A 26,801-nucleotide genomic window follows, 5' to 3' on the forward strand; every position below is an offset into this window, starting at 1 on the left:
GAGATCCACCTTGAACCGGCCGTGGAGCGCGGCTTGTTCGAAGAACCAGTTCGCCACCACGGGGCCGAACCGGCCTTCCCTGACGCTGCCGATGAGCACTGCGAGGTTGAGGGTCTGCTGGGTCCGGGTGTCGGTCGGTGCGGACATGTCGGTGCTCCCTGTCGTACGTCGTGAGGTGACCGAGCGGGTCACGGCTCCCAACCTGCCCGGCCGGCGGCCGGGCAGGAAGGCCGGGCCGAGGCTGGTAGCGACAGGGCCACGATCCCGGCGGCCGCGCCTGTTACGTTCGACGGGTGAGCGACAACGAGTTGGGCCTGTTCCTGCGCGTCCGCCGCGAGGGCGTCGCGCCCGGCGAAGTGGGGCTGCCCACCGGACCGCGCCGCCGCACCCCGGGGCTGCGCCGCTCCGAACTGGCGATGCTCGCGGGCGTCAGCGTCGAGTACGTGACCCGGCTCGAGCAGGGGCGCGACCGGCGGCCGTCCCCGCCGGTGCTCTCCGCGCTGGCCGACGCGCTCCGGCTGACCGCGAACGAACGCATCCACCTGTACCGGCTCACCAAGGGTGCCGAGGCCGGCTTCACCTGCCTGGCCGGTGCGCCGCCCGCCCGTACCGTGCGTCCTTCCGTGCAGGCACTGCTCGACCGTCTGGAGCCCGCTCCCGCCGTGCTGCTCAACCGGCTGAGCGACATCCTCGCCTGGACCTCGGGGTACGAGCGGCTGACCGGGCCCCTCGGCCTGCTGGACGGGGCTCCCCCGAACCTGGCCCGCTTCGTCTTCGCCGACGACCGGGCACGTACCGCGTATCCCGACTGGGAGCTCGTCGCCGACCAGCAGGTGGCCGCCCTCAAACAGGGTCCGTTCCAGGCGGACCCGCATGTCGCCGCGCTCGCCGACGAACTGACCGTCACCGCGGGGACCGTCTTCAGCGATCGTGTGGAGAGCCTGCCGGGCCTCCCGCGGTCCAACGGCGTCGAACGGCTGGTCCACCCCGAAGCGGGCGAACTGCGCCTGGCCTACGAGACACTCGACCTGGCCGCCGACGACGCCCAGCGCCTTGTCGTCCACCTCCCGGCGGACGACGCCACCTCCGCCGCCCTCGACCGCCTCACCGGCCGCCGGCCGGGCGCACTGCGCGCGGTCTCCGGCTGAGAACCGACCGAGGACCGACCGGAGTCAGGGTCGGCAACCTGCTGCCGTCAGCCGGACACCCGGGCGGAGTCGCTCTCCTCCATCACCTTGTAACCGGCGACCGAGGGCCAGCGGACGGTCAGCACGACGGACTCCTCCTCCGCGTACCAGGAGTGGTCGACGCCCCGGCCCCACACCACGTAGTCACCCTGCTCGGCGAGGAGCACACTCCGCCCGGGAAGCTCCACCCGGAACCGGCCCTTGATGAGGACCAGCAGAGCGGTACGTTCCTCCGCGGTGACCCAGACCGCCCGCTCGTCACCCGGCGGGTGGATGCCCCACTTGATCTCGACGTCCTCGCTGTGCCGGGGATCGGACCCGTCCTTGAAGTGACCGAGCAACCAGCCCTTGTCCAGTGCGGCGTCGACGCCCGCATTGCCCACATACACGCTGTCGTTCATGATTCCCGACGGTAGCAGCCGGCCGTTTCCGGCGCGGAAGCGGCCCTTGCGGGGGTTTACGCCGAACCGGTCGATGTCCCCGGTGATCGGCCTGACGGAGCGTAGCGGGGCGACGGCGGGGATAGGGAAGTGTCATGCGCACTCTGACGACACTCGCCCTCACATCCGCTCTTGTCCTCACCGCGGCCCCGGCCGCACTCGCCGGATCCGCCACGCCCGCCTCGCCCGCCGGACCCGCCGCACCCGCCGCACCCGAGAAGGTGCGTGCGTGCGCACCGGGGGACCTCTCCTTCACCGTCCATATGCTGCCGCCGATCGCGAGTGCGGTGGCGCTCGTGAGCGTGCAGAACCGGAGCGCGAGCAGATGCACCGTCAACCGCTTCCCGACGGTGACGTTCGGCGGCCTCGACGGTGAGGCCCGCACCGTCCCGGATTCGGCCGACGGCCCACGGGTCATCGCCGCACGCCGGAGCCAGTTCGCGGCGGTCAGGACCGACGACCGCAGCGCCCCGGCCCGGTACGCCCCGACCCTCACGGTGGCCGCCGACCCCGCGCACAGCGGGCTCACCTTCACGGCCGCCGGGATCGGCGCCCCGACTCCGGGCATCGCGGTCTACGACCCGGTCACCACCCTGTGGCACAACACCCGGGACGAAGCGCTGGCGGCCCTCGGGAACTGATGCGGCCGGCCCGCCGGTGACGATCCGGTTGCGGTGCCGGAGGTCGCGTTTCCGGTCCCCGGGCGAGTCGTTTGCGTGGGTATGCAGCACATGGAGAAGGAGGACCGGACGCCGCTCGTCGTCCGGTGGCTCAGCGCATACGGACCGGACGGCGCGGCGGACGAGGGCCTGTGGGGCGGGCGGCGCCACGAACCCCTGCCGCGGGTGGATCCGGCCGGGCGGGCGCGCGGGGCGATGGTCGGCTTCGCGGTCGTCACGGTCGCGGCGGCAGTGGCGTCCGTGCTCATCGGCTGAGCACCGACGCGGCCGTCCGCCGGAAGGGCGTCCGGTTGCTCCCGCATTGGCATTCCCGGCCGGCACACAGCGCACAATTTCAGAAATCGCATTGCCGGTCTTGCAAATGGCTTAAAGAAAACTTAAGGCCACTCCACATAAACCCGTGCAACGTCTTCGACACCGATCTGCGCTTCCTGGCGCACAACCGCGCGGAAAGACCATCTGGGCCGAGCAGCCGTTCCCCGCCGGCCCGTAGACCAGGACGCGACGACCCGACCCCGACGGGCGGACCCTGATGGGCGGACCCGGTCGGGGAGGCGGGCGGGCCCTGTCAGGGAACGGGCACGCCTTGTCGCGGAAACGTCATGACGCGGTCCACCAGCGTGTCCGGGAGCCCCTGGAGGCGGCGGTACGACGGCGGCGCTTGCTGCGGCCGCCGCTGCCCTGGGCCGCGGCGAGTCCGAAGGTCACCTCGATGTGTGCGCCGCCCAGCCCGCCCCGGGAGATGTCCACCGCTCCGCGCGTCACGGCGGCGGCCCGGTGGGCGATGTCCAGTCCGAGGCCGGTGGAGACCGTACTGACCCCGCGGGCCACGGCACCGCCCGGATCCGGGATGCCGGGACCGGCGTCCTCGACCACGAGCGTCACACTCTGCGCACCACGCTCCAGGCGCACCGCGAACGCGGTGCCCGGCGCCGTGTGCCGGAACACATTGCCGACCAGGGCGTCGAAGACGGCCGCGAGGTCGTCCTCGGGCAGGTCGATCAGTGCCTCTTCAAGGGTGATGTCCACATGGAACGGCCGGTGTTGCTGCTCGGCCAGAACGGCCCAGAAGGCGGCTTTGCGGCGGATCACCGCGGCTGCCGCGCAGCCCTCCGCGGGCGGACCCGAGGCGGGTGTCCGGCCAGGGGTGGCGGCCCCCGAGAGCGGTCGCAGGCCCCATCCCATCGGTCCCACGGCGAGTGGTGTGCGGGCGGCGGTGATGATCGAGTGCAGTTCGGCGTCGAGGTGGTGGATCGCGGCGGCGATCCGTTCCGCGTCGGCGGTCGGCCCCATGCGGTCGGCGGTGAGGCGCAGTGCGGTCAGCGGTGTCCGCAGCCGGTGGGAGAGGTCCGCGACGAGTTCACGTTCGACGGCGAGCAGCTCCAGCATGCGATCGGCCATGGCGTTGAAGGCCAGCCCCGCCTCGTACAACTCGGGCGGTCCCATCGGGTCCACCCGGACGTTGAGGTCGCCGCGGCCCAGGGCGTGGGTGGCGCGGGACAGCTGGTGCGAGGAGCGCACCACGCGGGCGGCGAGCCGGTCCGCGACGAGGGTGGAGCCGGCCACCAGGGCCACCGCGAGCAGCGTGATGGCCCCCCAGGAGGCGGCCACCCCCCGGTTGAGCCGGTCCGAGGGGACGAACTCCTCGATCACCGCAACCCGCCCGGGACCCAGGACGACCGGCTGGAGGTAGACCCAGCCGCCCGGCCGGTTCTGGGCGATCGCCTCGCCGTCACGGGCGGCTCGCTGGAGCAGGGCGGCGGGCGCGTGCGTCGGTCCGACGACCTGTCCGGCCGGCAGGTGGACGCTCAGGTCCTCGCCAGGGGCCAGCACGGAGATGGCCTGGCGCAGGTCGGGGATGTCGTCGGTCAGGGCCAGCACCGGGGCGAGCGCGGCGGCCTGCTGTTCGGCGGCGGTGATCGCCTGGTTGCGGGCCTCCGAGCGCACCAGCAGGGCGAGGGGTATCAGGAAGGACAGGGCCACCATGGAAGTGACCGCCAGCGCCACCCCTGCCAGGGCGCGTCTCACGGTGGCGTCACCAGCTTGATGCCGACACCGCGCACCGTGTGCAGGTACCGCGGACGTATCGCCCGTTCACCGAGTTTGCGGCGCAGTGCGGACAGATGCACATCGATCGTCGCATCGTCGACATAGGACTCGCGCCACACCTCGGTGAGGATCTTGCGCTTGGAGACGACGCAGCCGGCGTTGCCGGCCAGGTAGGCGAGAAGATCGAACTCACGCCGGGTGAGATGCAGTTCCCGGCCGCCGAGATGCGCGGTGCGGGCCATGGCGTCCACCCGCAGCTCACCGACCACCATCGGGCCCTGCGTCGCGGTCGGGCCTTCGTGCAGACCTCCGGGGACCGAGGCGACGGCCCGGCCGACGCGTCGCAGGACCGCGGTCAGCCGGGCGGTCAACTGTCCGCTGGAGAAGGGCTTGACGAGATAGTCGTCGGCGCCCGCGTTCAGCAGCCGGACGATCTCGGCGTCGTCGTCCCGGGCGGTGACCACGAGCACCGGTACCTGGGAGATGCCACGGATCATGCGCAGCGCGTCACTTCCGTCCAGATCCGGCAGTCCCAGGTCCAGGATGACGGCGTCGAGGGGCCCTTGAGTCACCTCTCTCAGTCCGCTGAATCCATCGGCGGCACTGCGCACCACATGGCCGTCACCGGTCAGGATCTCGATCAGTGCCGCGCGTATGGCGGGGTCGTCTTCCACGACAAGGACGCTGGCCATGCGGCACACCGTAACGGATCAGCCATGATGGTGCCGTGCCCCGTCCGCTGCGCTACCTCATGATCTGGCTGTGCTGCACGGCTCTGACCGTGACCGCCGCCTTCCTGGCCGTGCGCTTTGTGGTGCATTCGACCGCTCCGCTACCGCCGACCGCGCATGCGCTGCCGACGGTCTTCAGCACGCCGTCCCCCACACCCGGCCTGCTCATTCCCGCCACTTCGGCGCCGAGCACCCCGCTCACTCCCACCCCGCGCAAGACCCCGACGGTGACGCCGTCCACCAAGCCGCCCACCACGCGGCCTCCGACGACCGCTCCGGTGAACGGGCGCAACACGTCGAACACCTGCAAGGGCGGCGTGGGGGTGCACAGCATGCAGTCGGTGGGCGGCCGGGTGACGTTCAACATGGGCGCCGACGCGATCTGCCTGGTCTCCGCGGTGCCGTCGCCGGGCTTCACCACGAGCACGGACCAGGACGCACCGGACACCCTGACCGTGACCTTCTCCAGTGCGAACCACCGTTCGGAGACCACGGGGACCATCCACCCGCAGCCACAGGCGGTCACCCGCGAAGTCTCCTGGTAACCGCGGACGGTTGCTTCGAGGCGGCTCCGGCCGCCCGGAACCGAGCGGAACCTGTGGGCAACCTTAGGAGAATCTAAGGTTCCCGTCGCGGTGTGTGACACCGGCCGGAAAGCGCCTAGGTTCGGTCTCGCCCGGTCACTCAGCAGCACCCCTCGACCGGTCGTGACACATCCCGGCGCGGGGCATCCCCCTGTGCTCCGCGCCGGCCCCCGCCTCCGATCCCCCGAGGTCTTCCACACATGAGCTCGCACCGCCGCGCCGATCTGCCCAGCGCCCCCTCGCCGCAGCACCGCGCACCGCGGCAGCCCCGACTGCGCAAAGCCGTCATGGGCGCGGCCGTGATCGCCGCACTGGGCGGCGGGACGGCCTTCGCCTGCATAGGCGGCGGCTCCGGCCACGCCCCAGGACAGCCCACCGCTGCGACCCCCACCGCAGCGGTGGGCACACACAAGCCGCCGGCCGGCACCCGGCCCACGTCTCCCGTGACGCACCCCGCCCGGCCGACCGCGAAGCCGACCCCCACGCCCTCGCGTCACACCACCCCGCCCCGGCCGGCGCCGACCCCGACGAAGCCCGCCCCCACCACGTCCGCCCCGTCGACCCCACCGGTCTCCGGCGACGCGGTGCAGCAGGTGCTGGCCAAGGTCAACCAGGCCAGGGCCGCCCAGGGACTGCCCGCGTACACCCTTCTCGAAGGGCTGAACCGCAGTGCGGCGGCGCACAACAAGGTGATGTCCGCCGGCTGTGGACTGTCCCACCAGTGCCCCGGCGAGCCCGCGTTCGGCGACCGCGAGCGGGCGCAGGGCGTGCAGTGGATGTCGGCGGGAGAGAACATCGGCGAGGGCGGACCGGTCGCCGACACCCAGCAGGCCATAGCCAAGATGGCACTCGGACTCACGCAGAGCATGCTCGACGAGCGACCGCCGAACGACGGCCACCGCCGCAACATGCTGAGCTCCTCGTTCACCCATATCGGTATCGCGGTATTCCGGGACAGTTCAGGAACTGTCTGGCTCACCCAGGACTTCTCCAACTGAGCTTTCCGCACCATGCTCCGCAATGGGGAAGACGACGTATCGGCGGATATGCGCCGTCGCGCGCACGCCTCCCCGTCGCGGCTTTCTTGCTCCTGCGAACAATTCGGCAGCCGGCCCTGACAACTTCCTAAAAAGTGTCGGCGAAGCTGACCGGCATGATGAGCGCATGGAAGCGATCGACAGCCACCCGGCCGCAGATGTGGCAGTCCGCCGCACTGGCCACCATCACGTTCTCGGTCCTGTCCGTGGTGACCGGTTGCGTCGGTGGCGAAGCGGGCGGCGTCAGGGAGTCACGGGTGGTCCTGGCACCTGACGCACCCGACGCGGCCGACTCCGCTGCGGCGGCTGACGCGGCCGGCGCCCCCGCCGGTTCAGTGACCGCCGTGACGGTCACGCGAGTGGTCGCGCCCGAAACGGCGGCGTGGGGCGGCGGCGTCGCCCGGTACCCGTCCCGCTGACGCCGGACCATCGGCCGCCGCTTCCATGACGGGGTGCGGTGGCAGTCGCAGCGTGAAGACCGTGGACTCGCCGGGAACGCTGCGCGCGGTCACGGTGCCGCCATGGGCGTGCGCGAGCTGGCGGACGATGGCCAGCCCCAGTCCACTGCCGCCGGTGCGGCGGCTGCGGGACTTCTCCACCCGCCAGAACCGGTCGAAGATGTTGGCCAGGTCCTCCGGCGCGATCCCGGAACCGGTGTCGGTGACATCGATCGTGACCATGCCGTCGGCCCGGTGGGCGTGCAGCGAGACGCTCCCGCCCGACGGGGTGTGGCGCAGCGCGTTGGAGACCAGGTTGCCCAGGGCCTGGCGCAGCCGGACGGGGTCGGCGCTCAGTTGCGGATCCCCCTCCACGGAGGCGGCGATGCTCACCCCGGCGACCTGAGCGTGGGCGCGGTTCGCGTCGGCGACCTGCTGCAGGAGATCACCCAGCCGCACCGGTTCGGGGTGCAGCCGCAGGGTGCCGGCATCGGCGGACGCGAGGTCCTGCAGGTCGTCGATGATGTGCTGCAGGAGCAGCGCCTCGTCGTGGAGGGACGACAGCAGCCGCTGGTCGGGCACGACGATGCCGTCCTTGGCGACCTCCAGCCAGCCGCGGATGTTGGTCAGCGGGGTCCGCAGCTCATGGGCGATGTCACTGACCATCGCCTTGCGCTGGGTCTCGGTGCGTTCCCTGCGCTCTGACAGGTCGTTGAAGGCCGCGGCGAGGAATCCGGTCTCGTCGCTGGTGGTGACCGGGACGCGGGTGTGCCGTTCTATGGGCTCCTGCGCGGCGTTGGTCAGGGCACGCAGCGGCCGGACCAGCCGGGTGGCGATCAGGGCCGTCACGGTGACGGTGAGGAGCAGGACGAGTCCGGTCACGCCGGCGATGCGGGTGGTGTTGGCCCGTGACAGGTCGAAGCGCGGCCGGCCGGCGCCGGCGCCGGTGTCGCTGACGAAGAGCTGCGCGGCCGGGGCGACGAAGGTGCGCAGTTGCTCCCGGCGGCTGGCGTCGATGCAGTCCTGCAGCACCTGGTAGTCCGACGGTACCTTGACGCCCTTGCCCCAGGTGAAGTCGGACGACAGGCTCACATATCCCGCGACGGTGGATCCCTGCCGGGCCAGACAGGCGTTCACCAGGATGTCGAGGCCGCTCAGGGCCCGCTGTTCGGTGGCGGTGGGCCGGCTCAGCCCCGCCAGACCGCAGTCGTCGTAGGCGTAATCGTCGAGCTTCGTCTGGCCGTCGCGGGACACCTGCACGGTGGGCCGGCCGCCGGGGCTGTCGGCCACCTTCCCCACCCACCCCTCGTCGCGCAGGCACGCCAGCACCTTGCCGGCGAACTGCGTCAGCAGCGCGTGCTCGGCGGCGGGCAGCCGGTACGGGCCGACCGCGCGCGGATCGATGCGTGACACCGGCTGCGTTCCGCTCTGCCCCTGGAGCGGGGTGTCGGTCCGCAGGGCGTCGATGACGGCGAAGGCCCGCGGCGGCAGTTCCGGACCCTTCGGCGCGGAGTCGGCGAGCACATGGCGGTCCTGGTCGGTGAGCGCGACGCGGCGGCCCGTCGCCCGGGCCAGCCGGTCGATCGTCGGCTGGACGCCGGCCCATGCCTTGTGCCCGGCGGCGTAGCCGGTCAGCGTGTCGTGGATCATCGCGTCGTCGGACAGGATCTGGCCCTGTTCCTGCTGGATGGCCCGGGTGGTGGTCTGCACCGCGAGCCACGCGGTGGCGACGATCGAGCAGACGGCGATCAGCATCGAGGTGACCAGCAGCCGGGCCAGCAGGCTCTTGCGCAGCGGAACGTTACGGGCCACGGCGGCCTCCGGTCAGTTTGTATCCGACGCCGAACACGGTCACCAGGCGCACCGGCTTGCGCGGATCGATCTCGATCTTCTTGCGCAGGTTGAGGATGTGGACGTCGATGGCGCGCTCGGAGATGGCGCGCTCGTACCCCCGGACGCACTCCAGCAGCTGACCGCGGGTGAAGACCCGGTCCGGTTCGGCGGCCAGCGCCAGCAGGATCTCGAACTCCCCGGGTGTGCAGACCACCGGCTCCCCCGCGCAGCTCACCGCCCGCCGGGCGGGGTCCACCGCCAGGGTGTCGACCCACAGGACACCGTCGGCCGCCACCGGGGGCCGTTGGACGCGCCGCAGCAGGGCGTGGATGCGGGCCATCAGCTCGCGCGGGCTGTAGGGCTTGGTCATGTAGTCGTCCGCGCCCAGCTCCAGGCCGAGCAGCAGATCGTCCTCATGGGAGCGGGCGGTGAGCATCAGCACCGGCAGATCGCTGCCGGGCCGCAGGATTCTGCACACGCCCAGGCCGTCAATCTCCGGCAGCATCCAGTCCAGGACGAGCAGGTCGGGCCGGCTGCGCAGCACCTCGTCGACGGCGGACCGGCCGTCGTGGACGACGGTCGCGGTGTGACCGTGCGCCTCCACGCACCGGCGTACCAGCTCCGCCTGCATTTCGTCGTCTTCCGCGACCAGAATATGTGCGCACACCCCTGGGATGTTAAGCGCACTGGTGTTCGCCGATGCCGCGGTGAGATGTATGCCGCACCCTGACACTTTCCTCATATCCCGCTGCGATGATTCGCCGTCCGGAATTGAGGCAGTCCCTCAGCTACGCCGGGCCACCACCAGCCGGCAGTGCGGGCTGCCGTCCGGGCGGCGGCCGAACTCCTCCAGCGGGAGCAGTTCCACGGTGAACCCGGCCCCGACCAGATCGTCCCGCACTCCCCGCAGCGGGAAGGTCCGGTAGTACATGACGAACGGCGGACGCCACAGCGCGTTGCGCACCCGCATGACCGCGTCGAATCCGTACAGCGCCCAGTACAGCGGGGAACGGACCGGCAGCGGAGCGCCGAGGGGGAAGGCGAACACCCCGCCGGACCGCAACGAGCGGTGCACCTCGGCGAACAGACCCGGCCGCTCGGCGGGCAGGAAGTGTCCGAACGCGCCGAAACTCACGGCCAGATCGAACGCCGCTGTGAACGGCAGCGCCCGCGCATCCGCCCGTACCCAGTCCACCGCGGGCTTGCCCTCCACCGGGACGGCCTGCCCGGCGGCGGCCAGCATCCCGGCGCTGAAGTCGACCCCGGTGACCCGCTCCTCGCACAGTTCCCGCAGCACCCCGACCCCGGCGCCCGTACCGCAGCAGACGTCGAGCCCCGTCCCGAACGGCCCGAGCGGGCGCAGTGCGCCGGTCACCGCGTCCAGGAAGGGCTCGGGTGTGCGGAAGGGGGTGTGGTCGAACTTCGGCGCCAGCAGGTCGTAGCCGCGCTCGATCGACGAGAGCGCCTGCACGGTCAGTTCGCGGAGCGTGGGTCCTTCGGAGGTGAACACCGCCCCCAGCGTAGTCAGCCGCGCTCCCCCGGGCCCGGAGCGCGGGCGGGCTCAGGCGGTCCGTTCGCCGGGTTCCGGGGCGGGGCCGGGGTAGTCGCGCGGGATCAGGGTCGGGTTGACGTTGTCGAGCACCGTGTCGCGGTCGACGACGACGCGGGCCACATCGTTCCGGCTCGGCACCTCGTACATCACGTTGAGCAGGACCTCTTCGAGGATCGAGCGGGCCGCCCGGGCGCCGGTGCGGCGCAGCAGGGCCTGCTCCGCGACGGCGGCGACGGCGTCCTCGGTGAACTCCAGCTCGACGCCGTCGAGCTCGAAGAGCTTCTGGTACTGCTTGATGAGCGCGTTGCGGGGCTCGGTCAGGATCCGGGTCAGCGCCGCCACGTCCAGCGGCTGGACGGTCGACACCATGGGCAGCCGGCCGACGATCTCCGGGATGAGCCCGAACTGCACCAGGTCCGCGGGCATGACGTCGGCGAAGGCGTCCTCGTTCCGCTTCCGCCGCTCCTCCGTGCTGCGCACCTCGGCGCCGAATCCGATGCCCGAACGGCTGGCGCGCTGCTCGATGATCCGCTCCAGGCCGGCGAACGCGCCACCGACGATGAACAGCACGTTGCTCGTGTCGAACGCGATGAACTCCTGGCGCGGCTGCTTGCGGCCACCCTGCGGCGGCACGCTCGCGGTGGTGCCCTCCAGCAGCTTCAGCAGCGCCTGCTGGACGCCCTCGCCGGAGACGTCCCGGGTGATCGACGGCCCGTCGCTCTTTCGGGCGATCTTGTCGATCTCATCGATGTAGATGATGCCGCGCTCGGCCTTCCGGACGTCGTGGTCGGCGGCCTGGATCAGCTTGAGCAGGATGTTCTCGACGTCCTCCCCGACGTAGCCGGCCTCGGTGAGGGCGGTGGCGTCCGCGATCGCGAACGGGACGTCGAGCATCCGGGCCAGCGTCTGGACGAGGTACGTCTTGCCGCAGCCGGTCGGGCCCATCAGCAGGATGTTGGACTTGCCGAGTTCGACGGTCTCGTCCTTCGCACCGCGCTTCCCGCTCCCGCCGGTCTGCGGACGGACCCGCTTGTAGTGGTTGTAGACCGCCACCGACAGCACCTTCTTGGCGCTCTCCTGCCCGATGACGTAGCCGTCGAGGAAGGCGTGGATCTCGCGCGGTGTCGGAAGTTCGAGCGAGCCGGCCTCGGGGGGCCCGCCGGTCTCCTCCACGATGAGTTCATTGCAGAGCTCGACGCACTCGTCGCAGATGCAGATGTCGGCCGGTCCCGCGATGAGCTTGCCGACCTGCTTCTGGCTCTTCCCGCAGAACGTACATTTCAGCAGGTCACCGCCGTCACCGATGCGTGCCACGCGGAAGTGTCTCCTCAAACGGTTGTGCCGGTCGAACGGCCCTGGAGGCAAGGACTCGGGAGTCGGGACGGCCACTCGAATGCTGCGACCATATGACGCCACCATTTGAATGGTCAAGGTATCTTGAGCCGCGACGGACGCAACGCGGAAGCGCGAAGGCAAGAGTGAGGGCGATGGGCCGGCCCAGCAGGGTGGAGCTGCAGGAGCGCAACCGCGCCAAGGTACTGACCGCGGCCCGGGACGAGTTCGCCGAGCACGGTTTCCGGGACGCCAAGGTGGACCGGATCGCCGGGCGCGCCGGTCTGACCCGTGGCGCCGTCTACTCCAACTTCCCCAGCAAACGCGCGCTGTACTTCTCGGTCCTGGCGGCCCTCGCCGAGCGCACCCCCGGACCGCCGCACCCCGAGCCCGGGCACACCGCCCCCGAGGCGCTCGGCACGCTCGCCCGCGCCTGGGTCGCACGCCTCCCGCTCGCGGACACCGACGAGCCGCACGGCCCGGCCCGGCTCGGGATGTACGTGATGCCCGAGATCCTCGCCGAGGAGCGCATCCGGCGGCCGTTCGCCCAGCTGATGAAGCTGGACGCGCTGCTGCTCGGGCTGGCGCTGGAGGGCCTCCGGCCGCCCGGAGCGCCGGACGGCAGTCTGGTGCGGGTCGCGGAAGCCGTGCTGACGACCCTGCACGGCGCCGGCCAGATGGCCGCGGCCGCGCCCGGATTCGTCGAACCGTTCAACGTCGTCAGTGCCTGCGCGCAACTGGCGGGCCTCGACCTCAACGGCTGGTGGCCGCCGCCGCACGTGATCACCCAGGCGTGGCCGACCGACGAGCCGTGGTCCCCGCCGCCCACGCTCGACGCGGTGCACGGCGGACCCGCCCGGCTCACGGACGACGGCGTGGTCGCGATCCTGGGGCTGCACCGGCTCGAGGCGGTGGAGGAGGCGGTACGGGCGGCGCCGCCCGGAGCGACGGTCACGGCCGTCCTGGTCACCGGGGACCCCGACGAACTGGCACCGCTGGCGCGGCTGGCCGTCGCGGACCTCTGCGGCTGTCTGCGCCAGGCGTTCCCGCCGTCGGCCTGGCCGCGCCTCCAGGTGGTCTTCGACGAGTCGGGCGCCCTCGCCGCGGCGGCCGGCGTACCCGCCGTCAGTGACGGAACCGAGGTCGCCGTCCGCATCCGGGCGAGCCGGATCACGGCCCGCGCCGACGGCCGCGGCGCCTGCCACGCGACCGCGTCGGCCCCCGATCCCCGACTACCTTCGGCGCAGACGAAAGAGGACGCGGAATGACCGCCGAACGCATCGGCCCGCCCGCCGCAGGAGGGCGTCGACGGGACCGTCGGGCGTGAGGGCGCGGGCGGAACCGACTCCGGGGCAGTGCCCTCAACGGCGTCAGGGAGCGAAGCGGCGCACATAGCGGCGTTGCCAGGGCGTTTCCACGGCGTGGGCGTCGTAGTGGCGGCGGACGTAGGCGACGGCCTCGCCGGGCGGGACTCCGTCGAGGACGGCGAGGCACGCCAGGGCCGTTCCGGTGCGTCCCCGGCCGCCGCCGCAGGCGAGTTCGACGCGTTCGCCGCCGGCCCGGGCCAGCGCCTCGGCGAGGACGGACCGGGCCTCCGCGTCGTCGCCGGGCAGCCGGAAGTCCGGCCAGCGCAGCCAGCGCGCTTCCCACGGCACTTCGGGCGGCCGCTTGCCGAGCAGATGGACCGCGAAGTCGGGTACCGGTCCGGCCGGCAGCGGCCGGCGCAGGGCACGGCCGCGCACCAGGCGCCCGGAGGGCAGCCGGAGAACGCCGGCGTCGGTGGTGCTCCAGGCGTTCGTCACACGCTCACCGTAGTCATCGGTCCGCGCCGGGTGCCGAGATTTTCCTTGAGGTGGCGATGAGTTCGGATCTTCGCCGGCGTCTACCCCCATCAGACGCACCGCACGGAGCGACAACGGAGGAAGTACCACCATGCGAAAGATCATCAACGCCACCTATGTGACCCTCGACGGCGACATGTCGAACATGCAGGACTGGCACTTCGACTTCTTCGGCGACGAAGCCACCAAGGCCGCCCAGGCCCAGCTCTTCGGCAGCGACGCGCTGATCATGGGGCGGAAGACCTACGACGGGTTCGCCCCCGCGTGGTCCTCGCGCGCGGGAGCCGATGAGTTCGCCGACCGGATGAACGGCATCCGGAAGCACGTCGTGTCGTCCACGCTGAAGGACCCCAGCTGGGAGAACACCAGCGTGATCAGTGGTGATGTGGTCGCCGAGGTGCGGAAACTCAAGGAGGAGCCGGGCGGGAACATCCTGCAGTACGGCTTCGGCTCCGTGACCCGGTTGCTGCTGGAGAACGGGCTGCTCGACGAGTTCCGGGTGTGGCTCCACCCCGTCCTGTCCGGCAAGGCCACCTCCGAGCAACTGCTGTACCGCGACGCGCTGCAGACCAGGTTCACCCTGAACAGCACCGAGGTGCACAGCACCGGGATGGTCATCCTCAGCTACCTCCCGGTGCGCCCGGCGTAGTGCCCCCGAGGGGGCGGGGGCACCACGACCATGGTCGCTGTCGGCGACTTCCTACGCGCCGAGGGCGGCCCCGGACTGCTCCAGCACCGGTCCGGACACCGGGGACACCGGTTCCGGCCGGGAGCGCAGCAGGAGGAAGACGGCCACGGCGGTGACGGCCATGACCACCGCGCCGCAGCGGACCGCGAGATGGAGGGCGTCCACGAAGGACGCGTCCATCGTGCGGTGCAGTGCCGGGGGCAGGCCCGAGCCGCGGACGAGTCCGCCCGCGCCGTCACCCGTGACCGAGGCGACGATGTCGTGACGTGCCTGCGGCGGGGTGCCGGCGGACTCCAGACGGTGGGTCAGGCCGGAGGCCAGCCGGCTGGTCAGCACCGCGCCCAGGACGGCCACGCCGACGACACCGCCGAGTTCGCGGACGGTGTTGAGCGCCGCGGAGGCCATGCCCGCCGCGGACGGCGCGACGCGGCGCAGTACCGCGATGGAGGCGGGGGCGAAGCTCAAGCCCATGCCGAAGCCCATCAGCGGCAGCACCCAAAGGTACTGCGGGTACCGGGCGCCGGATCCGTACAGGGAGAGCCCCGCGAGGGCCACCGCACACAGCGTCAGACCGGCGACGAGGGGTGGCCGGACCCCGTAGCGCATGGCGAGCCTGCCGGACAGCGGCGACGCGATCATGATCATGGCGGTGCACGGCAGCGCCGCCACCCCTGAGCCGGTGGGCGCCCAGCCCAGCACGTTCTGCAGGTACAGCGGCAGGAAGAACATGACGCCGAACATGCCGAAGCTGACCGTGAACGCGGCCAGCGCCGCCCCGGCCAGCACCCGGTCCGCGAAGAACCGCAGATCCATCATGGGTTCGGCGGCCCGCAGTTCCACGACGCCGAACAGCAGCAGTGCCCCCGCCCCGGCCGCGGCGGCGCCCAGCGTGACCGGGTCGGTCCAGCCGCGGCTGGGACCCTCGACGAGGGCGTAGACGAGTCCGCCCAGTCCGACGGCGGCGAGCAGCTGTCCCGGCAGGTCGAGCCGCGCGGTGCGGGTGAGGTACTCGGGCAGTACGCGGCTGCCCAGGAGCAGTGCGGCCCCGCCGATGGGGACGTTGATCCAGAAGACGCTGGCCCAGCCGAAGGCGTCGACCATCGGGCCGCCGATGACCGGCCCCAGGGCGAGACCGATGGCGGAGATGCCGGACCACAGGCCGATGGCGCGGGTGCGTTCCCGCTCGTCCTCGAAGGTGTGCCGCAGGATCGAGAGGCTGCCCGGGGTGAGCAGCGCGGCGCCCAGTCCCTGTGTCATGCGCGCCGCGATGAGCAGTCCAGTGGTGCCGGAGAGCGCGGCGAACGCCGAGCCGGCGGTGAACAGGGCGAGGCCGGCGAGGTATATCCGCCGCCGCCCGTAGCGGTCGCCGAGGGTGCCACCGGTGAGCAGCAGGGCGGCGAAGACGAGGCTGTAGCCCTCCACGACCCATTGCAGGCCGCTCACCCCGGCATGGAGTTCCTGTCCGATCCGGGGCAGAGCGGTGTTCACCACGACGTTGTCGAGCATGGCCATGAACATCGTGGCGCACAGGGTGGCGAGCACCAGGTACTTGCGTCGGGAGCTGAGCTCCGCCATGGGGTCCCCTAACAGTGTTAGTCGATCTCTAACACCGTTAGATTGCCCCTAACGGTGTTAGATGACAAGTGGATATCCGCGGTACCGGCGGACACGGAGGAGGCGACCGATGAGGACAGACCGCGCGAAGGCGCCCGGCCAGCAGCCGCCGCTGACCCAGGAAGCGCTGGTGGGAGCAGCCCTGCTGGTGCTGGAGCGGGACGGCCTCGACGCCCTGTCCATGCGCAGGGTGGCGGCCGAACTCGGGGTGCAGGCGCCCTCGCTCTACTGGCACGTCCGCAACAAGGAGCAGCTGCTGGACCTGCTGGCCGACGCCCTGGTGGCCGACGCCGTGCCCCCGCCGCGGGTGGGCGACTGGCGCGAGCAGTTGCGCGCGTACTGCCATCTGCACCGCCGGCACCTGCTCGGCAAGCGCGACGCCGCCCGGGTCGTCGCCGGGCGCTTCAACCTCGGCCCGAGCCTCCTCGTCATCCTGGAGGACCAGCTGGACCGGCTCCGGGAGGCCGGATTCCCCGCTGCCGATGCCGCTCTGACCAGCTACCTGCTCGGCAACTACGTGGCGGGTTTCGTGCTCCAGGAGCAGTCCCCCCTCTCGGCCGCCGAGGCCGTCGGGCAGGCCACCCGGACCGAGGTCGTCAACGCCGCCCGCGAGCATCTCCAGCAGCTCCCCGCCGACCGGTTCCCCCATCTGGTGGCCCTCGCCGCGGATCTGTCGGAGCCCGACATGGAAGCCCGTTTCGCCTTCGGACTGGAACGCATCCTCGACGGGCTGGCCACCCTGCTGGAGCCGGAGCCCGGCACGCGGTGACGACGGCGGCCGGCGCCGTACGGTCCACGGGACCGGTTCCCTCGGTCCGGCGGTCCCTGGGTCGGCCGTTCGGCCCAATACGGCGTGTTGCCGGGAGCGGGGCCGCGCGCCCTGTGCGCACAGTGGCATCCGCGCATCAGGACTGCGCGACCACGCGGCCGAAACCGCAGGCGTGAAAGGCAGACCCGCCATGTCCTTGCGTGCGGACACCTCCGACCCGGTTCCCTCCTTCGACCACATGCCCGAGATCGACGTCGTGGCCGCGCAGGAGTCCGGGCCCGGGGCCGGCCCGGACGACATCTGGGGGATTCCGGTCGCGGAGGGCGGCGAACTGCCCGCCGACGTGGGACTGACCCCGGCGGCCGCAGCGGCGGCCGGTTTCACCGGGCGCGTCGGACAGACACTGGTGTGCGCGCACGCGCAGGGCACGCCCGTGGTGCTCTACGGCATCGGCGACCCGCAGGCCGCCGACCCCGCCTCGCTGCGTGACGCGGCAGCCGCGTTCGCCCTGGCCGCCGGGCGCTCCGCGCGGCTGACGCTGCTCACCCCGGTCGGCGCGGGCGTGGACAGCCTGGTCGCGGCGCAGGCGCTGGTCGAGGGCGCGCTGCTGGCCCGCTACACCTTCGAGCCGCTCAAGAGCGACACCGGGACCGTCCCCGTCATGAGCCTGACGCTCGTGGTGCCCGCGCATGACACCGATGCCGCCGACCGCGGGGCCCAGCGCGGCGGGCTCCTGGCGAAGGCGACCCTGCTGGCCAGGGATCTGGCCAACTCCCCGCCGAACCTGCTCACCGCCACCCGGCTGGCCGACTGCGCGACGCGCGTCGGCGCCCTGAGCGGTCTGGACGTCGAGGTCTTCGACCAGGACGCGCTGCGGGAGTTGGGCTGCGGCGGGCTGCTGGGGGTCAACGCGGGCAGCACGGAACCGGCCCGCATGATCAAGCTGACCTACCGGCCCCCGTCCGGCGGCCCCGAGGTGCCCCGGCTCGCGCTGGTCGGCAAGGGCATCACGTACGACTCGGGCGGCATCAGCCTCAAGCCCGCCGACGCGGTGCACGCCACGATGAAGAACGACATGTCCGGTGCGGGAGCGATCCTGGCGGCCATGTCGGTGCTGTCCGCACTGCACTGCCCCACCTTCGTGACCGGCTATCTGATGTGCACGGACAACATGCCCTCGGGGTCCGCGACCAAGCTCGGCGATGTGCTCACCCTGCGCGGCGGCACGACCGTCGAGGTGCTGAACACCGACGCCGAGGGGCGGCTGGTGATGGCCGACGCCCTGGTCCTGGCCACCGAGGAGCCCACCGACGCCATCGTCGACATCGCCACCCTCACCGGCGCGAGCCTGCGGGCGCTCGGCCCGCAGATCGCCGCGGTGTTCGGCAACGCGCAACCGCTGGTGGACCAGGTGCTGGAAGCGGCCCGGCGCACGGACGAGCCCGTCTGGCAGCTGCCCCTGGCCCGGCGCTACCGCGGCGAACTGGACTCGGACGTCGCCGACATCAAGAACATGGGCGGACCCAACGGCGGGGCGATCCACGCGGCCCTGTTCCTCGAGGAGTTCGTCGCGGGCCGCGCCTGGGCGCACATCGACATCGCCGGCACGGCCCAGAACGACACCGCCTCGTCCTGGCGTCCCCGCGGCTGCACCGGCTTCGGCGCACGACTGCTGACCGAACTCGCACTCGGCTTCACCCGGGAACCCGAGGACTCCTGAACCGCGTTGTCGGGGTAGCGCCGTCCGGCCGCGGGGGTCTCATTGACACGCTCTGTTCGGCGTGCCTAGCTTACGGCCGGAGCACCTCCGGCGGACGCGAGGCCCGCACGGGCAGAAGGACGATGGTGAGCGGTATGTACGCAGGTCCGGGGATGGCCGCGTGGCGACGCCACGGCCGGGCCTCGGCGTTCCTGCGACGGCACATCGATCTGCGGCGGGTCAGCAGCGCCCTCTGTCGGGGCTGAAGTCCGGGCCGAACACCGTCCCGCGAACCGCCCCGCAGCAGCAGAAACAGCACCGTGCCAGAACGGAGAGTCCCCACCACCATGCCCACAGGTCTCCATCCTCCGCACCACTCCGGGCAGGACGCGGCCGCGCCGCCGCACGTCCTGGACAACCCCGCGTGGGCCGCACTGACCGGCCCGCACCGCCACCTCGCCGAGATCATCGGGGCCGCCGCCCGCTATCAGCCCGACGTGTCGCCGTTCGTGGCGCTCGCCGACGCCGAGGATCCACGCGGCTGGAAGGACCTGGCCGAGCTGGTGGAGCCGGGCCTCACCATCGCCGTCACGGGAACCGCGGCCGTTCCAGAGGACTGGGAGACCGTCGACTCCGGGTACGGGGTGCAACTCGTCGACACCGCGCTGCGCGCCGAGGCGGAACCGGAAGCGGTGCGGTTGAGCCCCGCCGATGTTCCGGAGATGCTGGATCTCGTCGCGCTCACCAGGCCGGGCCCGTTCCTGCCCCGCACCATCGAGCTCGGTGCCTACTACGGGATCCGCCGGGACGGCAGGCTCGTCGCGATGGCCGGGGAGCGGATGCGGATCCCCGGCTGGACGGAGATCAGCGCCGTGTGCACCGACCCGGACCATCGCGGGTCCGGGCTGGCGACGCGGCTGATCCGCCATGCCGCAGCCGGTATCCGCGACCGGGGGGACACCCCGTTCCTGCATGCGGCGGAGTCCAACACCGGTGCCGTCCGGCTGTACGAATCGATCGGCTTCACCGTGCGCCGCAGAACGCTCTTCACCTTCGTCCGGGTCCCGGACACCGCGTGACGCCGCCCCGAGCGACCGCCGGGTCAGGGCCCCAGCGGCATCGTGTAGGTGGTTGTCCTGCCCGGCTCGTCTCCCGTTCCTCTCCAGCTCCTCGACCAGAAGTGTGAGATACCGATGCCCAAGGCCTATGTGTTCTCCCGGTTCGGCGGTCCCGAGACCGAGTCCTTCGCCGACGTGCCGCGGCCGGTGCCCGGCGCCGGCCAACTCCTGGTGGCGGTACGGGCGGCCGGGGTCAATCCCGTCGACTGGAAGCGCAGGACGGGATACGTCCAGGCCAACGCGCCGGCGGTGAAGCTGCCCGCGGTGCTGGGCGGTGAGGTGTCCGGTGTGGTGGAGCAGGTGGGCGACGGCGTCGACGGATACGCGGTCGGGGACGCCGTGTTCGGCAATCCCCTCACCGGCGGGTATGCCGAGTACACGCTGCTGCCGGTGGCGAGCACCGCGCACAAGCCCGCCGGGGTCACCTGGGCCGACGCCGCGACACTGCCGGTCGCCGTGGCCACCGCGTACGACGGCGTGCAGCAGCTCGATCTGCCGGCCGGCTCGATGCTGGTGATCAACGGTGTCGGCGGCGGAGTGGGCAGCGCCGCCGCGCAGATCGCCACGCACCGGGGTCTGCGGGTGGTCGGCACCGCGAGCGCGGCGAAGAAGGAGTTCGTCGAGGCCCTCGGTGTCGTGCACGTCGAGTCGGGACCCGGTGTGGCGGACCGGGTGCGCGCGGCGGCGCCCGATGGTGTCGACGCGGTCTTCGACCTGGTCGGGGGCGATTCCCTGGAGGAGGTGGCCGCGCTGCTGGCGGACCCCGCGACGCTGATCAGCGGTCCTGACAAGGTGAACGTCGTCAAGCTCGGCGGGTCGACGGTAGCGAGGAAGCGGAACACCGAAGTGCTGGACGCCGTCGCGACGTTGGTCGCCGAAGGCGTCCTCGACCCGTTCGTGACCCGGACCTTTCCCTTCGAGCAGGCCGGCCAGGCGCTGCGCACCGTGGAGGAGGGCCACACCCGGGGCAAGGTCGTGATCGAGGTCTCGCGGTAGACCGGGGGCGGGGCGCCCGGCGGGCATTGCGCCGGGCAATAGCCGCGGGATGGCGTCGATATGAGGTGACGAGGCCACCGGCCGTTCGAACCGGAGAGAGGCGATGACGATGCGGACAGCACCCGGTCGTGTCGTCGTCGGCACTCTCGGCCCCCGCGGGCCCGTCGTCCATCTGTACGGACGCCAGAACATCGATCCGCAGCGGATCGCCGGCTCCCTCTGTTGTCACTGATCTGACTCCCTGCTGACGCTCACGCCCTCGGGGCGGTGCGTCCTCATCCGGTCGATCAGGAAGGCAACCGCCGCCCTGGGCGGCCGAGGCCTTCTCCGATCTGGAGACCGACGTACGCCAGTCCGTGGCGCGCATCAGGTCCAGCGCCTTCATCCCGCACACCGACCGGGTGCGCGGCTTCGTCTTCGACGTGGTCACCGGCAAGCTCGACAAGGTCGTCGCCCAGCGCGACACGGCCGCGGCACAGTCGGGTTGAGGGGTCACGGCCGACGGGTCGTGGCCCCTCATCGGCGTGCTGCCTATGTGCTGCGGTCACAGGATGATCGCCTGTCTGGCTGACCGTTGCGCGGCGGCACACGATGGTGGGGCCGGACGGCCCCGACCCCGCCGGAGCCGCACCCCGCCGTCCCGCCCCGTCCCTGCCCCGCCGCGCCGCAGAGCGCCGCCGGGAGCCGGCCCGGGTTCACCTGGCTCCGGATCCCCGCTCGAAAAGGCTGTGATTCCCTTGAGCCGCACTTCCGGCGCACCCGCTGAGCCGGCCGCCGCGCCCGAGACCTACGACTGGCTGCGCTATGCCGGCGTGTTCGTGCTGCTGTTCCTGTTCGGGACCGAGACGTTCCTGGTCTCCCCGCTGCTTCCGACCATCGCGGGCGACATCGGCGTCAGCGAGGCGGCCGCCGCCTCCAGCGTCACCGCCTACGTACTCGTCTACGCCGTCTGCGCGCCGTTCCTCGGCCTGCTCAGCGACCGGATCGGGCGACGGCAGACGCTGCTCGCCGGCACCGCGCTGTTCATCGTGTCCAACGCCGCTGCCGCGCTCTCGACCGGGCTGGCCCCGCTCGTGCTCTCGCGGGCGGTCGCGGGGCTGGCCGCCGCGGCGGCGGGGCCCGCGATCTGGGCGCACATCGCCGAGACGGCCCCTGACCGCTTCCGCGGCCGGGCGCTCGGGCTGGGCATGGCGCTGTTCTCCTGCGGCCAGGTCGTCGGTGTTCCCCTGGGTAGTGCGCTGGCCGGGATCGCCGGATGGCGTTCGGCCTTCGTGGCGCTGGCGATCGGCACCGCGGCGGCGCTGCCGCTGCTCCTGCGCCAGGTCGCCGCGACCCCGCGCCCGGCAGCGGCGATCGGCGCGGTCAGGGCCGTACTGGCCGGCTGGACGGACCCGGCACTGCGCAAGGCCCTGCTGGTCAACACCGTTTTCCACGCGGCCAACCTCGGGGCGTACACCTTCCTCGGGGCCCTGCTGGTCCACCGGTTCGATCTGACGGTGGCCGAACTCGGCCTGGTCGGGATCCTGGTCGGCGTGGGCAGTGTGACCGGCTCGCTCGCCGCCGGACGCCTCGGTGACCGGGCGCGGGCAGCAGGCAGGTCCCATCTGCCGCTGCTCGGGCTGTGGGGCGTGCTGCTCGCCGTGGGGGTCGCCCTCTCCGCCGGCGGTCCCGGCCTGATCGCGGCGCTCGTCGGCGTGACGGTCTGGTTCGTGGCCAGCGGCGGCTTCGTGACCGATCAGCAGACCCTGGCGGGCACGGTCGCACCGGAGCTGCGCGCCACCTCCAGCGCATGGCTGACCTCGACGATGTACGCCGGAACGGGCGTGGGGGCCTGGGCCGTCGGAGCCTTCGGGGACGTCTCGACCGGCACGCTGGTCATCGGCGTGGGTCTCGCGCTGCTCAGCGCGCTGGGAGGTCTGGCGGTCAGTCACGGCCTGCGCACGCCGGCGGACACCGGTCAGGCCGCTGGTCAACGGTCCGACGGTGTCGAGGAGGCCGCCGAAAGCGTCTGACGTGGGCAGCGAAGTGGGGGAAGGGCCGCGGCCCTTCCCCCACTCCTTTTGCGTCTCAGCCGGCGTGTCGTTCGGGCAGTCCGGTGACCGCACGCAGCGGGCGTTCGGTCAGCGCCGTCATACGGGAGTGGTCCTCGGCGGTGCGCGGGGTGAAGAGCAGCACCAGTGCCGAGGGGTCGTCCACCGGGTGGAAGGACGACAGCGCCAGCTGGATCCGGCCGATGCCCGGGGGTTCGACGACGACGGTACGCGTGGTCAGCTCCGCCACCGAGTGGCAGCCCCACCAGTGGCGCAACTGTGGGGCGTCCTCGTCCAGGTGCCGGTAGACCTCCCCGGTACGGGGGTCGGACAGGGAGGTGCCGGCCTGGGCGCGGAAGTGTTGGAAGACGTTCATCGCCAGCGGCTCCCAGTCGTGCAGCACGGTGCGCAGCTGCCGGCCCGCGACCATCAGCCACATCAGGTTGCGGCGGTCGGCGGGCACCGCCTCCGGAGCTCCCCACAGCGCGCTCCACGCGGTGTTCCATCCGAGCAGGTCGAAGTGCCGGTCCAGCAGCACGGCCGGGCTGGTGGGCCAGGAGTCCAGCACCGGCTGCATGGTCGACGCGAGGTCCCCGGATCCGTTCCGGTCCAGCGGACCGGCCGGTTCGTGGTGACCGGCCAGCCGCATGGCGTGCCGCAGCCCCGCCGGATCCAGCCGCAGTGCGCGGGCGACCGCCTCCAGCACCTGCCGGGAGGCGGTCACCCGGCCCTGTTCCAGCCAGGTGTACCAGGCCAGTCCCACTCCGGACAGCGACGCGACCTCCTCGCGCCGCAACCCCGGTGTGCGGCGGCGGGAGTTGGCGGTCAGCCCCACGTCGGACGGCTGGAGCAGTTCGCGGTGGGCTCGCAGGAAGGCGCCGAGTTCCTGGCTGGGGAGGGGGGTGGACATCGGAGGTGACTCCTCGGCCGGCGGGGTCGGTGACGGTGCTTCCAGACTAGGCGTCAATCACGTGGCTGGAGTTTCCACAGTCGTACGGGCATGTTGCTGACCCAGCCGCGTTCACCCTGCCGTCGCCAGGCGGCGTCGCCGACCGCCCGGAAGAACTCCGCACGTTGCGTGGGCGGGACGAGACGGCTGTAGTAGTCGCCGAAGGTGGCGGCGTGGAAGTGGCTGTACTGGCCCGCGTCCTCGATGTGCACCACGGCGTCGCGGTCGAGGACCGACTCGACCCGGAAGTACCGCTCCAGGAGCCCGGCCAGGTCCTCGACCGTCCGGGTCCGGGTGGCGATGGGCAGCACCGCGCCGCCCGCCTCCCCCTCCCCCGCCGCGAACACCGCCGGCACGGCGTCCCGTTCGGCGCCGAGGGCCACCAGGGCGTCACGGACGAGGTCGTCCTCGCCGCCGAGGCCGTGCTCGTCCCGCGCCGGATGGTAGGTCGTCAGCAGGAAGTGCCCGCCGGGGGCGAGGTGGTCGCCGACCCAGGCCAGGATGCGGTCCTCGTCGGGGTACAGCCAGTGCAACACCGACGTCATGGTGACCACGTCCGGCCGGTACTCCAGCGGGGCGGGCACGGTCAGATCGGCCTGGTGCAGCGCGACCCGGTCACCGTACGGGCGCAGGTGTTCGGCCGCCTCGGCGATGCGGTGCTCGGACCGTTCCAGGCCGACCGCGAGCCGCAGTGACGGCTGGCGGTCGAGGGCGGAGCGCAGCAACTGGCCGATGCCGCTGCCGAGGTCGAGCAGCACCTCGGGCTCGCCCGGCACCTGGTCGAGCACCCAGTCACGGTCGTGGACCTGCCGGAGCCTGCTGGCGTCCGCGTAACCGGACAGCGTCCGGGCCTGGATCTCGACGGCTGACGCGGTCACGACTGGACCTCCGGGGAAGTGGTGGGTCCGGCGATGAGCCGCCGCAGGCGCTCGCGCACGCTGCTCTGGTCGTAGCGCCGGTACAGGTTGATGCGGTTGCGGGCCAGGTCTCCCCGGTGGACGAACTCGTAGAGGTCCTGGCGCTGGCCGAAGCCGTCACCGGTCAGTTCCCAGGCGAGCCGGAAGAGCCGGGACTTGTGTTCGGCGTCGATACCGCGCCCGCGCATGTAGCGGTCGAGGTGCGGCCGGAGCCGTGGGTTGGCCAGATCGTTCGCCGTCGGCTGCATCAGCAGCCCGGAGGCGCCGATGCCGCGCACGATGTCGACCGCCTTGCCCGCCACTTCGGCGGACCACACCCGGCTGGCCGCGGTGTCTCCGGGCGCCAGCAGGCCGCTGTCGGTGACCGTGGCACGGGCTTCGGCGGCGTCCAGGAAGTACTCGGTGAGTTCGGCGTAACCGGCCAGCGTTCCCAGGTCCTCCTGGATGTTCCGGAAGCCGTCCACACCGATGCTCTCGGCCACGAGGGTCGCGGTGGCCAGCAGGGTGCGCAGCCGCTCGCGGTAGCGGACGTGCCCGATATAGGCGCTCCAGGCGTTGATCCGGCCCAGGCCGGTCCTGGCCAGCTCGCTCTCGCGCAGCAGGAACACCCGGTCCCAGGGCACCAGGACGTCGTCGAAGAACAGCATGGCGTCCTGCTCGTCGAAGCGGGCGCCGAGCGGATGGGCGTGTCCCCACGGGCTGCTGCCGAGGGGTTCGCGGCACAGGGTCACCAGGCCGGGTGTGTTCAGCGGCAGGGCGAACCAGACGACGAACTGTTCACCGCGGCGCTGGGCGAACGACGCCGACAGGTAGACCAGCACCTCGTGCGCCAGCGGGGCCAGGGTGGTCAGCTGCTTGGCGCCGCGTACGACGATGCCCCGCTCGTTCTCCGACAGCACGCGCAGCGCGAGATCGGGATCGTCCACCGGGTCGGCGGACCGGTCGATCTGCGGATCGCCCAGCGCGTGCGAGAGCACCAGGTCGTTGCGGGAGGTGTGGTGGTACCAGGCCTCGGCGTTGGTGCCGAATCCGGTGCGCGCCTTCTCCAGCTGGTGGCGGAAGTCGTAGAGGCCGACCGCGATGGAGGCCATGAAGGCGGGCGAGCGACCGTGCTGGCCGAGGGATTCGGCGTGCCAGAACTCGGCACTGCGCCGCTGCACGCGCAGTTCCTCCACGGTGCGCGGCGGCTGGTAGGCGCGGGCCAGGCGCTGCCCGGTGGCCGGGTCCTGCCAGGTGAGCAGGTCCTGGTGGTCGGGATGGTGCTGGAGGTCGAGCAGCCGGCCTATCTCGTCGGCGGCGGGCTTGAACGCCGGATGGCCGGCCGGGTCGCTGATGCGCTTCCCGTCGAGATAGAGCTCACGGCCGTCGTCGAGCTCGGCCCGGTACCGGTCGGCGGTGAGCAGGCCCCGTCCGGTGTCGGTGGTGTCCAGCAGGGTCATGCGTGCACTCCAGTCGGGGTGATCGGTTGGCGGTCGAGGGAGCGGTACCGTCCGTCGTGGTAGAGCAGCGGCTCACCGTCACCGGTGTCCGCGGCGACGGCCTGCCCGACGAGGATCGCGTGGTCGCCGCCGGGCAGGACGCTGTGCAGCCGGCAGTCGAACCAGGCCAGGCAGTGCTCCAGGACGGGTGCGCCGGTGATCTCCGTCCGCATCGGCGCGGTGGTGAAGAAGCCGAGGGCGCGGCCGGCGCCCGGGGCGGCGAACCGCCGGGCGATGTGCTCCTGTTCCCGGCTCAGCGCGCTCACGGCGAACCGGCCGCTGCCGCGGACGGCGTCCACCAGCGGGCTGCGCCGGTCCACCGCGACGCTGACCAGCAGGGGTTCGAGGGACAGCGTGCACAGCGAGGAGACGGTCTTGGCGAAGACCTCCTCGCCCCATTGGGTGGTCAGGACGCCGACTCCGGTGGTCCAGTGCCGGGCCGCGGCGCGGAAGGAGTCCGCTCCGAGGGCCGGTTCGGTCCGCGGGCGGCCGGACGGGGCCTGCGCGCGGGCGGAGGGACTCGTGGGGCTCATCGCAGCCCCACGCGGTAGGCCCGCAGCCATTCGTCGACCTGGATCAGGTGGTCGAGGCCGCCGATCGGGTTGGGAGCCGTTCGAGGGCTGGGCAGCGGACGTCCTTCGGCGAGCGCGCGGCGCACCACGTCCCGGTCCACCAGGTCGAAGACCGGCGCCTGCGGATCGGCCAGCAGTTCGTGCGCGCGGGCGGTGAGCACCTCGCTGTAGCGGACCGCGGGGGTCGACGGGTAGCCGCTCTTCGGGCGGTCCGTCACCTGGGGTGGCAGCAGATCGCGGACGGCGTCGCGGAGCAGCCCCTTGGAGC

General features: G+C 72.0%; 28 protein-coding genes. 14 read left to right on the forward strand and 14 right to left on the reverse strand.

Translation table 11 applies throughout. From position 1 onward, the window contains the following. Positions 1–293: 293 nt before the first annotated feature. Entirely contained in the window at positions 294–1,148 is an 855-nt protein-coding gene (locus O3W51_RS41550) for a helix-turn-helix domain-containing protein (RefSeq protein ID WP_269288953.1), read from the forward strand. 47 nt (positions 1,149–1,195) lie between these two features. Here O3W51_RS41550 and O3W51_RS41555 read toward each other — a convergent pair whose 3' ends face one another. Continuing rightward, positions 1,196–1,588 carry a signal peptidase I gene (locus O3W51_RS41555; RefSeq protein ID WP_138351365.1) on the reverse strand — a complete coding sequence of 131 codons (393 nt, stop codon included), beginning with the start codon at positions 1,586–1,588 and terminating at the stop codon, positions 1,196–1,198. Positions 1,589–1,722: 134 nt separating this feature from the next. Here O3W51_RS41555 and O3W51_RS41560 point away from each other — a divergent pair, with 134 nt between their 5' ends. Beyond that, positions 1,723–2,268, forward strand: coding sequence for a DUF4232 domain-containing protein (locus tag O3W51_RS41560; RefSeq protein WP_138351364.1), 546 nt, complete (start codon positions 1,723–1,725; stop codon positions 2,266–2,268). Between the two features lie 75 nt (positions 2,269–2,343). After that, positions 2,344–2,562, forward strand: coding sequence for a hypothetical protein (locus O3W51_RS41565; protein WP_138351363.1), 219 nt, complete (start codon positions 2,344–2,346; stop codon positions 2,560–2,562). A gap of 345 nt (positions 2,563–2,907) precedes the next feature. Here the strand turns inward: O3W51_RS41565 and O3W51_RS41570 are convergent, their stop codons facing one another. Both O3W51_RS41570 and O3W51_RS41575 read right to left on the reverse strand, forming a co-directional pair. Then, positions 2,908–4,335, reverse strand: a complete 1,428-nt coding sequence (locus O3W51_RS41570; protein ID WP_138351362.1) for a HAMP domain-containing sensor histidine kinase — start codon at positions 4,333–4,335, stop codon at positions 2,908–2,910. Then, on the reverse strand, positions 4,332–5,048 hold the full coding sequence (locus tag O3W51_RS41575; protein ID WP_138351361.1) for a response regulator transcription factor: 717 nt from the start codon (positions 5,046–5,048) through the stop codon (positions 4,332–4,334). Before O3W51_RS41575 ends, O3W51_RS41570 begins: the two co-directional genes overlap by 4 nt. 35 nt (positions 5,049–5,083) lie before the next feature. Here O3W51_RS41575 and O3W51_RS41580 point away from each other — a divergent pair, with 35 nt between their 5' ends. Together O3W51_RS41580 and O3W51_RS41585 are read left to right on the forward strand one after the other, a co-directional pair. Continuing rightward, complete coding sequence (locus O3W51_RS41580) at positions 5,084–5,632, forward strand: hypothetical protein (RefSeq protein WP_232486087.1); 549 nt, start codon at positions 5,084–5,086, stop codon at positions 5,630–5,632. Between the two features lie 239 nt (positions 5,633–5,871). Further along, positions 5,872–6,669 carry a CAP domain-containing protein gene (locus O3W51_RS41585; protein ID WP_232486088.1) on the forward strand — a complete coding sequence of 266 codons (798 nt, stop codon included), beginning with the start codon at positions 5,872–5,874 and terminating at the stop codon, positions 6,667–6,669. Between the two features lie 371 nt (positions 6,670–7,040). On the opposite strand, the gene O3W51_RS41590 is transcribed toward O3W51_RS41585, so the two are convergent. The 4 genes from O3W51_RS41590 to clpX form a co-directional block, all read right to left on the reverse strand. Next, the gene (locus tag O3W51_RS41590; protein ID WP_138359087.1) at positions 7,041–8,957 is read right to left on the reverse strand and encodes a sensor histidine kinase; all 1,917 of its coding nucleotides are present in this window, start codon (positions 8,955–8,957) and stop codon (positions 7,041–7,043) included. Beyond that, positions 8,947–9,645 carry a response regulator transcription factor gene (locus O3W51_RS41595; RefSeq protein ID WP_138359089.1) on the reverse strand — a complete coding sequence of 233 codons (699 nt, stop codon included), beginning with the start codon at positions 9,643–9,645 and terminating at the stop codon, positions 8,947–8,949. The genes O3W51_RS41590 and O3W51_RS41595 overlap by 11 nt, the downstream gene beginning before the upstream one ends. Before the next feature lie 117 nt (positions 9,646–9,762). Beyond that, positions 9,763–10,488 carry a class I SAM-dependent methyltransferase gene (locus O3W51_RS41600; RefSeq protein WP_138359091.1) on the reverse strand — a complete coding sequence of 242 codons (726 nt, stop codon included), beginning with the start codon at positions 10,486–10,488 and terminating at the stop codon, positions 9,763–9,765. Between the two features lie 51 nt (positions 10,489–10,539). Then, complete coding sequence (gene clpX / locus O3W51_RS41605) at positions 10,540–11,844, reverse strand: ATP-dependent Clp protease ATP-binding subunit ClpX (RefSeq protein ID WP_269288958.1); 1,305 nt, start codon at positions 11,842–11,844, stop codon at positions 10,540–10,542. A 173-nt stretch (positions 11,845–12,017) separates the two neighbouring features. Between clpX and O3W51_RS41610 the strand changes: the two genes are divergently transcribed. Beyond that, complete coding sequence (locus O3W51_RS41610) at positions 12,018–13,130, forward strand: TetR/AcrR family transcriptional regulator (RefSeq protein ID WP_138359095.1); 1,113 nt, start codon at positions 12,018–12,020, stop codon at positions 13,128–13,130. 102 nt (positions 13,131–13,232) lie between these two features. Here the strand turns inward: O3W51_RS41610 and O3W51_RS41615 are convergent, their stop codons facing one another. Beyond that, entirely contained in the window at positions 13,233–13,664 is a 432-nt protein-coding gene (locus O3W51_RS41615; protein ID WP_138359097.1) for a protein-tyrosine phosphatase family protein, read from the reverse strand. Positions 13,665–13,794: 130 nt separating this feature from the next. Here O3W51_RS41615 and O3W51_RS41620 point away from each other — a divergent pair, with 130 nt between their 5' ends. Further along, positions 13,795–14,352, forward strand: a complete 558-nt coding sequence (locus O3W51_RS41620) for a dihydrofolate reductase family protein (RefSeq protein WP_138359099.1) — start codon at positions 13,795–13,797, stop codon at positions 14,350–14,352. Between the two features lie 51 nt (positions 14,353–14,403). On the opposite strand, the gene O3W51_RS41625 is transcribed toward O3W51_RS41620, so the two are convergent. Then, complete coding sequence (locus O3W51_RS41625; protein WP_138359101.1) at positions 14,404–15,966, reverse strand: MFS transporter; 1,563 nt, start codon at positions 15,964–15,966, stop codon at positions 14,404–14,406. A 109-nt stretch (positions 15,967–16,075) separates the two neighbouring features. Between O3W51_RS41625 and O3W51_RS41630 the strand changes: the two genes are divergently transcribed. The 7 genes from O3W51_RS41630 (at position 16,076) to O3W51_RS41660 (ending at position 22,599) form a co-directional block, all read left to right on the forward strand. Then, the gene (locus tag O3W51_RS41630; RefSeq protein WP_164292727.1) at positions 16,076–16,774 is read left to right on the forward strand and encodes a TetR/AcrR family transcriptional regulator; all 699 of its coding nucleotides are present in this window, start codon (positions 16,076–16,078) and stop codon (positions 16,772–16,774) included. A 190-nt stretch (positions 16,775–16,964) separates the two neighbouring features. After that, positions 16,965–18,494, forward strand: coding sequence for a leucyl aminopeptidase (locus O3W51_RS41635; protein WP_138359105.1), 1,530 nt, complete (start codon positions 16,965–16,967; stop codon positions 18,492–18,494). A 326-nt stretch (positions 18,495–18,820) separates the two neighbouring features. Then, a complete protein-coding gene (locus tag O3W51_RS41640) occupies positions 18,821–19,552 on the forward strand; it encodes a GNAT family N-acetyltransferase (RefSeq protein WP_138359107.1) in 732 nt (243 codons plus the stop codon). 114 nt (positions 19,553–19,666) lie between these two features. Beyond that, positions 19,667–20,587, forward strand: a complete 921-nt coding sequence (locus O3W51_RS41645; protein WP_269288961.1) for an NADP-dependent oxidoreductase — start codon at positions 19,667–19,669, stop codon at positions 20,585–20,587. Between the two features lie 103 nt (positions 20,588–20,690). Next, positions 20,691–20,819 (forward strand): hypothetical protein, encoded by a 129-nt coding sequence (locus O3W51_RS41650; protein ID WP_269288963.1) that lies wholly within the window; start codon positions 20,691–20,693, stop codon positions 20,817–20,819. A gap of 124 nt (positions 20,820–20,943) precedes the next feature. Next, positions 20,944–21,075: a hypothetical protein gene (locus O3W51_RS41655; protein ID WP_381586696.1), complete on the forward strand. Its 132-nt coding sequence runs from the start codon at positions 20,944–20,946 to the stop codon at positions 21,073–21,075. A gap of 249 nt (positions 21,076–21,324) precedes the next feature. Beyond that, positions 21,325–22,599, forward strand: coding sequence for an MFS transporter (locus O3W51_RS41660; RefSeq protein ID WP_187144739.1), 1,275 nt, complete (start codon positions 21,325–21,327; stop codon positions 22,597–22,599). Between the two features lie 55 nt (positions 22,600–22,654). On the opposite strand, the gene O3W51_RS41665 is transcribed toward O3W51_RS41660, so the two are convergent. From O3W51_RS41665 to O3W51_RS41685, 5 genes are all read right to left on the reverse strand, one after another. After that, on the reverse strand, positions 22,655–23,527 hold the full coding sequence (locus tag O3W51_RS41665) for a helix-turn-helix transcriptional regulator (RefSeq protein WP_138353481.1): 873 nt from the start codon (positions 23,525–23,527) through the stop codon (positions 22,655–22,657). 53 nt (positions 23,528–23,580) lie between these two features. Further along, a complete protein-coding gene (locus O3W51_RS41670; protein WP_138353480.1) occupies positions 23,581–24,444 on the reverse strand; it encodes a class I SAM-dependent methyltransferase in 864 nt (287 codons plus the stop codon). Further along, on the reverse strand, positions 24,441–25,922 hold the full coding sequence (locus O3W51_RS41675; protein WP_138353479.1) for a 4-hydroxyphenylacetate 3-hydroxylase family protein: 1,482 nt from the start codon (positions 25,920–25,922) through the stop codon (positions 24,441–24,443). The genes O3W51_RS41670 and O3W51_RS41675 overlap by 4 nt, the downstream gene beginning before the upstream one ends. Then, the gene (locus O3W51_RS41680) at positions 25,919–26,494 is read right to left on the reverse strand and encodes a flavin reductase family protein (RefSeq protein ID WP_187144740.1); all 576 of its coding nucleotides are present in this window, start codon (positions 26,492–26,494) and stop codon (positions 25,919–25,921) included. The genes O3W51_RS41675 and O3W51_RS41680 overlap by 4 nt, the downstream gene beginning before the upstream one ends. Next, on the reverse strand, positions 26,491–26,801 hold a 311-nt coding region (locus tag O3W51_RS41685; RefSeq protein WP_269288965.1), incomplete at its 5' end, for an asparagine synthase-related protein. The genes O3W51_RS41680 and O3W51_RS41685, both read right to left, overlap by 4 nt.

The organism is Streptomyces sp. H39-C1, from assembly GCF_027158125.1.
GTDB lineage: Bacteria > Actinomycetota > Actinomycetes > Streptomycetales > Streptomycetaceae > Actinacidiphila > Actinacidiphila fildesensis.